The organism is Romboutsia sp. (assembly GCF_051659545.1).
In the GTDB taxonomy this organism is placed as follows: domain Bacteria; phylum Bacillota; class Clostridia; order Peptostreptococcales; family Peptostreptococcaceae; genus JBOFOR01.
In genome coordinates, this window is the sequence record NZ_JBOFOR010000100.1 from 1 (window position 1) to 7,495 (window position 7,495).

At 28.8% G+C, this 7,495-nt stretch carries 8 protein-coding genes and 1 pseudogene; 2 read left to right on the forward strand and 7 right to left on the reverse strand.

All coding sequences use genetic code 11. The features are described from left to right. Nucleotides 1-221: pseudogene (locus ACRC03_RS05925) on the reverse strand (hypothetical protein); the annotation flags it as partial. Nucleotides 222-454: 233 nt separating this feature from the next. Here ACRC03_RS05925 and ACRC03_RS05930 point away from each other — a divergent pair. Beyond that, a complete protein-coding gene (locus tag ACRC03_RS05930) occupies nucleotides 455-1,030 on the forward strand; it encodes a hypothetical protein (RefSeq protein WP_438651635.1) in 576 nt (191 codons plus the stop codon). A 35-nt stretch (nucleotides 1,031-1,065) separates the two neighbouring features. Beyond that, complete coding sequence (locus ACRC03_RS05935; protein WP_438651636.1) at nucleotides 1,066-1,467, forward strand: transposase; 402 nt, start codon at nucleotides 1,066-1,068, stop codon at nucleotides 1,465-1,467. 55 nt (nucleotides 1,468-1,522) lie between these two features. On the opposite strand, the gene ACRC03_RS05940 is transcribed toward ACRC03_RS05935, so the two are convergent. The 6 genes from ACRC03_RS05940 to ACRC03_RS05965 all read right to left on the reverse strand — a co-directional run bounded on the left by ACRC03_RS05940 (nucleotide 1,523) and on the right by ACRC03_RS05965 (nucleotide 7,157). Beyond that, nucleotides 1,523-1,909, reverse strand: a complete 387-nt coding sequence (locus tag ACRC03_RS05940; protein ID WP_438651637.1) for a retropepsin-like aspartic protease — start codon at nucleotides 1,907-1,909, stop codon at nucleotides 1,523-1,525. Beyond that, entirely contained in the window at nucleotides 1,910-2,155 is a 246-nt protein-coding gene (locus ACRC03_RS05945; RefSeq protein ID WP_438651638.1) for a hypothetical protein, read from the reverse strand. Nucleotides 2,156-2,395: 240 nt separating this feature from the next. Continuing rightward, nucleotides 2,396-4,942: a type I restriction endonuclease subunit R gene (locus ACRC03_RS05950; RefSeq protein WP_438651639.1), complete on the reverse strand. Its 2,547-nt coding sequence runs from the start codon at nucleotides 4,940-4,942 to the stop codon at nucleotides 2,396-2,398. 93 nt (nucleotides 4,943-5,035) lie between these two features. Next, on the reverse strand, nucleotides 5,036-6,175 hold the full coding sequence (locus ACRC03_RS05955) for an ImmA/IrrE family metallo-endopeptidase (RefSeq protein ID WP_438651640.1): 1,140 nt from the start codon (nucleotides 6,173-6,175) through the stop codon (nucleotides 5,036-5,038). A gap of 111 nt (nucleotides 6,176-6,286) precedes the next feature. Further along, nucleotides 6,287-6,883 (reverse strand): hypothetical protein, encoded by a 597-nt coding sequence (locus ACRC03_RS05960; RefSeq protein WP_438651641.1) that lies wholly within the window; start codon nucleotides 6,881-6,883, stop codon nucleotides 6,287-6,289. A gap of 145 nt (nucleotides 6,884-7,028) precedes the next feature. Beyond that, nucleotides 7,029-7,157, reverse strand: a complete 129-nt coding sequence (locus tag ACRC03_RS05965) for a hypothetical protein (protein ID WP_438651642.1) — start codon at nucleotides 7,155-7,157, stop codon at nucleotides 7,029-7,031. Nucleotides 7,158-7,495 lie beyond the last annotated feature (338 nt).

The following is a 7,495-nucleotide window of genomic DNA, read 5'->3' on the forward strand; positions in this document are numbered from 1 at the left end:
ATATCTAAAGTCGGGTACATACTTTTAATATCATCTATTATTCCATTTTGTACTAAACCTATATATTCATCATATGTTTTATTTTTATCTGGAATTGTATTAAAACTTATATTTATCACATTATACTTGTTTAAATGTTCATCATAACTATCTGATTTACTTATCTTAAATAATCTTTTGTAATTCTCCAAGCATTTGTTTGTATTTAAATATACAGCCACTAATTTCACCTCCGTACAATTAAAATCATTTTAATTTTAATTTTTAACTTAGCTAATAATAATTATAACATTAAATAAGATTCGGTTTAATAAAAACTTTAACTTATGATACATTATTTAGCTACTGCATAGAATTAGGTCTATATGGAAAAGAATTAGTAGCTATAGATGGAACTAAATTAGAGGCATCTGCATCTAAAAGAAAACATTACAGTAGAAACAAGTTAGCAAAAATGAAAGAGCTTTCAAAATCTAAGATTAAAGAATACTTCCATGAAATCAGTGTATTAGATAAAGCAGACGATAAATATGAAGACAAATGTAACTTATCTAGAAGCAATATTAAGGAACTAACTAAAAAGTTAGACTATTACCTTTATTTAGAAAAACAAATGGATGAAAGTAGAGAAAATGAAATTAATTTGACTGATAAAGATGCTAAAACTGTTAAATTTGGTGAACATCAAGGAACAGACGTAGGTTATAATGTCCAAGCGGTTGTGGATTCTAAGAATAAATTAATAACGACATTTGAAGTAAGTAATTTTTCAGCAGATCAAGGTCAGTTATATAGTATGTCAAAAAATGCTAAGCAAGTTTATGAAGTTAAAGAATTAGAAGTATTAGCAGATAAAGTATATTTTGATAGTAATGATATAGCAAAGTGTGACTTAGAAAATATAATTACTTATGTTTCTAAACCTGTATATTCAAATCAAATTGATGATAGCAGATACTTTTCTAACAAATTCAAATATAACAAAGAAACAGATACATACACTTGTCCAGAAGGAAAAACACTATTTTAAAAAATGAAGAAAGCTGATACTAAATCAAAAAACATATGAATCCTAGTGCATGCAATGAATGTATTAATAGAATCAAATGTACTAACTCAAAGTCAGGAAGAAGTATAACTAGAGATGAACATAGTTATACTATAGATGATATGGTTTATAGAATTAATAGAGATAAAACTAAATATGCTCAAAAAAAATCTATAGTAGAGCACCCCTTTGGAACATTAAAAAGAAGTATGAATTTTACTTATTTACTTCTTAGAAATTCAGAAAAAGTTAAGGGTGAAGTTAGTCTTACCTTTTTTGCATATAATTTAAAAAGAGTAATAAATATCTTAGGGGTTAAAGAGATAATAGCATCTCTTTGTTCTATTTTATATAAACTAAAAATTGAGCTAGATTATATATTTTGTAATCTAGCTCAAAATTATAACATCAAAAGTTAATTTTCGCACAATCTGCCGGGGGAAATTCTGAGACACGCAGTGGCTCAGTTGCTAACTACTTTTTAATAATTACATTTGTTTCTAAATCTATTACTGTATTTGCTTTTTTTAGAAAGTCTAATCCTAATAATCCATTTACTCTGTCTTGTGGATCTATCTCTCCAAAATCTATTTTAAAATCAGTTAAGTATATATCATTGCAGCTTACTTTATCTATTCTTTTCCTTAATGAGCTACACATACCACCACCTAGACCATAAGCATTTACAATTTCATCATCTAGCGCGATTTCGGTATCTAACATTTCAAGAAATATAGGCGATATTATAGAGTGCGATGCCCCTGTATCTACTATCACATCATTTACAACAACTTCTTTTTCTTCATGTTTTATGGTTAATGTAGTATAAAGTAATCCATGTTTATATTCTAAATTAGCCATCTATATCTTACCTCTTATTCCTATATACTTTACTATTTGTATTTCTAAAACTTCTTTTGATGTACTGTATATATACTGACCTTGTTTACATTTCATATGTTCTTTCATTGCTTCTTTTCCATCATTTATTACTTTTATTAAAGATATTTCATCAACTATTTCTTTGTCATTTTCTATATGTGAATCTACAACTTGAAACTTCACAAAAGAGTTTGGGTACATACTTCTTACTTCACTCCATTTCATACGATCACCTCTTTATAGTTTAGGTTGCGAAATATAATAAATTTCCCTATATTTCACAACTATGTTTTTTTGATGGAAACTAGGTTTCCCTCTTAGGTTTATAGCTAAGTCACATCAAGGGGTTTTGAGTGAATTCTAATGTTTTTTCACTCAAATTGTTCAACCTCCTTAATCGGTCATTGGAAATTTATAGTTAATATATTTACTTTTATCTATACTCTATATCATATCCCTTTGAAACTACAATCCTGCTACACATTGAAGTTTAACTTGTTCCATTACATCCTCTATAGCCTTTTCACTTTTGTTTGGTGGATAATCATACTTTTTTAATAGCTTCTTAATATGCATTCTCATCTTAGCTTGAGCTTGCTTTCTCTCATGCCAAGCTGGACACATATTTGCCTTAACTGTTTTTGTAAGGTCTTTTGCTATCTTTATTAAAATATCATCCTCCATAGTAGCTATTATATCTGGATCTGCTGTTAATAGATCAAAAAATGCTTTTTCTTCATAAGTTAAATCTATTGCATCTCCTGATTCTATTGCTGCTAGTAATTCATGCTTAAACTCTATTAATGCTTCTAATATTTCAAATACGTCTTTTTCGTCATTACGGTTGTTGTATTGCTCTATTATCTTTTGTAGCTTTTCACTGAAAGCTCTACTTACTATAATGTTCTTCTGTTTTACTTGTTCCACTTTGTCTTTCATAGCTCGCATTAGTATGTTTGCTGCTATATTCTTTTGTGGTAGGGCTTTTAGTTTGTTTATATTTTCTTCATTTAATAAGTCAAAGGTTTCTTGTGAGCCTGCACTTGTTAGGACTATTACTTCGTCTCCTACTATAGCTTCTTCTAACATTCTTGATATTCTAGCGTTTACTTCTTTTAGGTCTGGTGTTCCTATTCTGGTTGTTTTCATAATGAAAGATCTTACTGCCATGAAGTATGCTATTTCATCTTTTGTTCTTTTTGATAGTAGTGCTGTACATATTTTATATACATCTTTTAGTTTTTTGGTTTGTTCCATAAAGATGTTTTTTCTTTGCTCTATAAACTGGACAAACTCTGCTCCATCTCTTATTAGTGTGTATCTTGCTTTATCACTATCTCCAAAGAATTCTTCATAATTAAATTGATGGAATTCATTTCTTAGTATTTCTAGTATATCAAGTGCTATTAATTTAGCTTCATCATTTTCTTGTATTTTATCTTGGTCTCTGTTTGTGTAGGTCTTTAGTGCTTCAAATAATTCTTTTTTTAGTCCTATATAGTCAACTACTAGTCCTCCACTTTTACCAGGGTATACTCTGTTTACACGCGCTATTGCTTGCATTAGGTTGTGAGCTTTCATTGGTTTGTCTATATACATGGTGTCTAGAGATGGTACGTCAAATCCTGTCAGCCACATGTCTACTACTATTACTATTTTGAACTCACTGTTTAAATCTCTAAATTCCTCTTCTCGTTCTTTTTGATTTTTCTTTGTTCCTATTAGTTTTGCCATTTCTTCGGCATCTTGGTTATTTGTAGTCATGACCATTTTGACTTTATTTTTCCAGTCTGGTCTTTGTTCTACTAATTCTTGATACATCATGTAGGCTGCGCATCGAGAATATGCAACTATCATGGATTTTCCTGCTACTAGGTTTTCTCTATCTTCATAGTGTCCTATTATGTCTTTGACTACTTGTTTTATTCTATCTTCATCACAGATTATTTGCTCCATACGAGACATTTGCTTTTGACTTTGCTCTACTATATAGTCTTCTACTCCTTCATGTACTTGCATGTTGTAGTATTCATTATCTATTAAGTCCATTTGGTATTTATCAAGTTTTACTTTTGCTAGTCTTGATTCATAATAGATTTTTACAGTTGCTCCATCTTCTACTGCTTGTGTCATATCGTACACATCTATTAAATCACCAAACACTCCATATGTTGATTTATCAGTAGTTTCTATAGGTGTTCCTGTAAATGCTATATAAGTTGAATTTGGTAGAGATTCTCTTAAAAATTCGTGAGCTGATCCAAAGGTATCGTATAGCTGTCCGTCTAAATCATTTCTATCTGTTATTACTATTATAGTAGGGTTGTTTAGTTCATTATGTTTTACTAAGTTTCCTGCTAGGAAAGTCATTGAAAAACTTTTACCACTACCTTGAGTATGCCACACTACCCCTGCTCTACCATCATTTTGTACTGCGTGTACTACTGAGTTTATGGCTTTTTTCATACCGTAGATTAAGGTATCTAGGTTTTTGTAGTCTATGGCGAATAAGTCTAGGATTTCTTCATTTCCTTCAACTTTTTTCCATGCCATAAATCTATCTATTGGTGCAGTTATTGTACCTGCTTTTGTATTTACTCCATCACTTATTACTAGAAAAGCGTTGTAGTAAAATAGTGAAGGTATATGGACTTCTTTGTAGTTCATTAGTTGCTTGTAGGCATCTTCAATATCTACTTCTTCACGAACTGTGTTGTATTCAGTTTCTCCGTTTATGAAGTCTGTTACTTCTACTCCTTCTGTAAGGTATTTGTGGAATAGTTTGTTGTTGGTGAATACGTCATTGGTTTCAAAGGTACGTATTTTTCTTATTGCTTCTTTTATTGAGCTTTGTGGTATTTCTTTATTTATGTTTATAAGAGATTCTTCTAGTTTATCTAATAGAAGAACTTCTTTGTTATCTCTAGTTAAGTTGCTGCCATTTATATATGTGTAGTCAATGTCTGTTAGGTATTCTATGACTACATTTTCTAGGCTTTCTTCTGTAAACATTGTTTTCTCCCTAGGTTAAAAGTTTATATTATAATTATATCGAATTTTGGACAAAAATAAAAGCTAGTCATTAGACTAGCTTTAAATTGCAATTTATATTATTTTAATTTTTGGCTTATATCCACTATATGTGGACCAACTTAAAACTCCATCATGTTGTAATCTTCCAATAAGTATACACGGATGTATTTTCATAGATTTAGAAAAATCAATTATGCTAGTTATTGATGTATGTCCTTTTAATTTAAATTTCATATATTCATCATCTGGTATTAACCAATTTCTAGCTATATTATCAGCTTCATCTTCTAGTATTAATTTGTCTTCATCTTGCATATGAAAGTCTTTGCTATCATGCTCTACTATATGTGCTATTTCATGCATTAATGTAAACCAAAATGAATCTGCTCTCTTTCCTTTTAGTGTTAATTGTATTATTGCTTGTTTTCCTTCGTTTATCCACTGCGTTGCACCGATTACATTTGTATTCGGAAACTTTTCTACTAAAACAAGTGCTATACCACATTGTGCTAATAACTCTACTAATTCAGTATGGAACTCATCTTGAGTTTTTAGTGTCAATTCTTTTATTTTATCTATTGATAATTTAAGTTTTTCTAAATTAAATATTTTTGTATTTATATTTTTTGCCTTTAGCTCTCCTTCTTTAAGCCAAGAAGCTAATGCGTACTCACATCCATTTAGTTTAAGTTGTTTTCTACATGCAACATTCATATCTGTTATATTACTAATATCCTCTGTATTATAGAGTTTTCTTAAGTTTATTACTTTCTTATTCCTAGCCTCTGAACTTTTGCCTTTAATTTTATCGACTCTTCCTATTTTAGCTATATGAGAATATGGTATTTTAGAAAGTATTTCTAACTCATCTATACTTACTGCTTTATCAAAATTCACACTAGTTATTCCATTCTTATTCACTATTTTATTGGCTAAATCAAATAAGCTAGTTCTTTTTTCTTTATCTAATATTTTGTCTTGTATCTTTTTTTCTAAGATATCAACTATATACATATTATCCACTTCTTTAAATGGTGCAAATTCACCGTATACCTTAGACAGTGACTTCAAGTCTTTAGCTGATAATATTCCTACTTGATAGTCTGTATCTTTAAACTTTTTAACTATATCAGTAGCTTCCTCTCTAGTCATTTCTGATACTAAAGTTCCTTGGCTACCTATGTTTCTTACGTATAGACATATAATACTCATTTATACCACCTCCTCTATAACCCTTCTAATTATATATTCACTAAATGTAATTTCAATACCTTCACAATTCGTAGGTATATTTTGTAAATGTTTTATTAAATCTAGTACATATTAACTTTGAATATCTAAATTTGCTACATGTATATAATGATTCAATAAAGTCATTTCTAAGCTTTCATCATCTTCTATATTTTTAATCAATATTTCTGCTAGTTTTTCTCTATACTTTGATGGATTATTTATGATTTCCCAAATATAATTTTCAAACTTAAGACCTTGACTTTGAGGTAACTTATCTATCCACTCTCTAAGACTTAAAGCATAAGATATATTTCCATTGGTCTTGTATATATTTTGATGAGTATAGAAATTTAATATAGCATCTATTCTAGACCATATTTGTATTTCTATTCTAAAGCTCTTTGGGTTATTCATAAAGTATATATGTACACCCCTATATCCATCATCCTTAGATTTAGGCGTTTCTCTAAAATCTATACTTTCTATTTTATAATTTTTACTAGTTGCTATTTCTTTAATATAAGCTATTATATTGTCAACATTATTATCTGTTACAATTCTAATACCTACTATATCATTAAGAACTTTTTTTATAGCTCTTTTTTTCCCTAAGTTTTTGTTCCATTTCTTTTTAATTGAATCTATTGTTTTAGTCCTACAGCTTATATTATCAATTGTGCTTATCATACTATCTAACTTTTGGATATCTTTGTTGGATATATACTCTAGTATTTTTTCGAGTACTGTATCAAATCCAATTTGTTCTTCTACTTTTTCATTACAATGTTCACAATATACTTTTCTTTTTTTCTGTATTCATATATAGTACCTCCTATTCAAATAATTCATCCTCATGAAATGATATACAAACTAATTCTTCTGGAGGATTGTATCTGATTTTTATGTATATATTAATGATATCCTCTTTATCTAGCTCAAATCCGTATATGAACTTCCACACATCTCCTTTTAATCTTTGATTATGGTCGTTTTCTGGACCACCTATGTGGTGTTCTTTGTTTAAGTCTAGTAGTATATCTTTTATATCTTCTATTTGAAATCCATATTCTTCTATGAAGTTTGCATTCTTGTGCTATATATTATTGCCATCAATTAGAGGCATTTATGCTAATATAATATGTACGTACAAAAATAAAGAGAAATTTGTATTGTTGTATTAATTTTTTTAAAAATAAAAGCTAGTCTAAAAGACTAGCCTAAAAAATTTATACATACTTTCAAATAAATTACTACTATACTGGTTAATATCATCAATATTTATCAAATTATATTTATTCT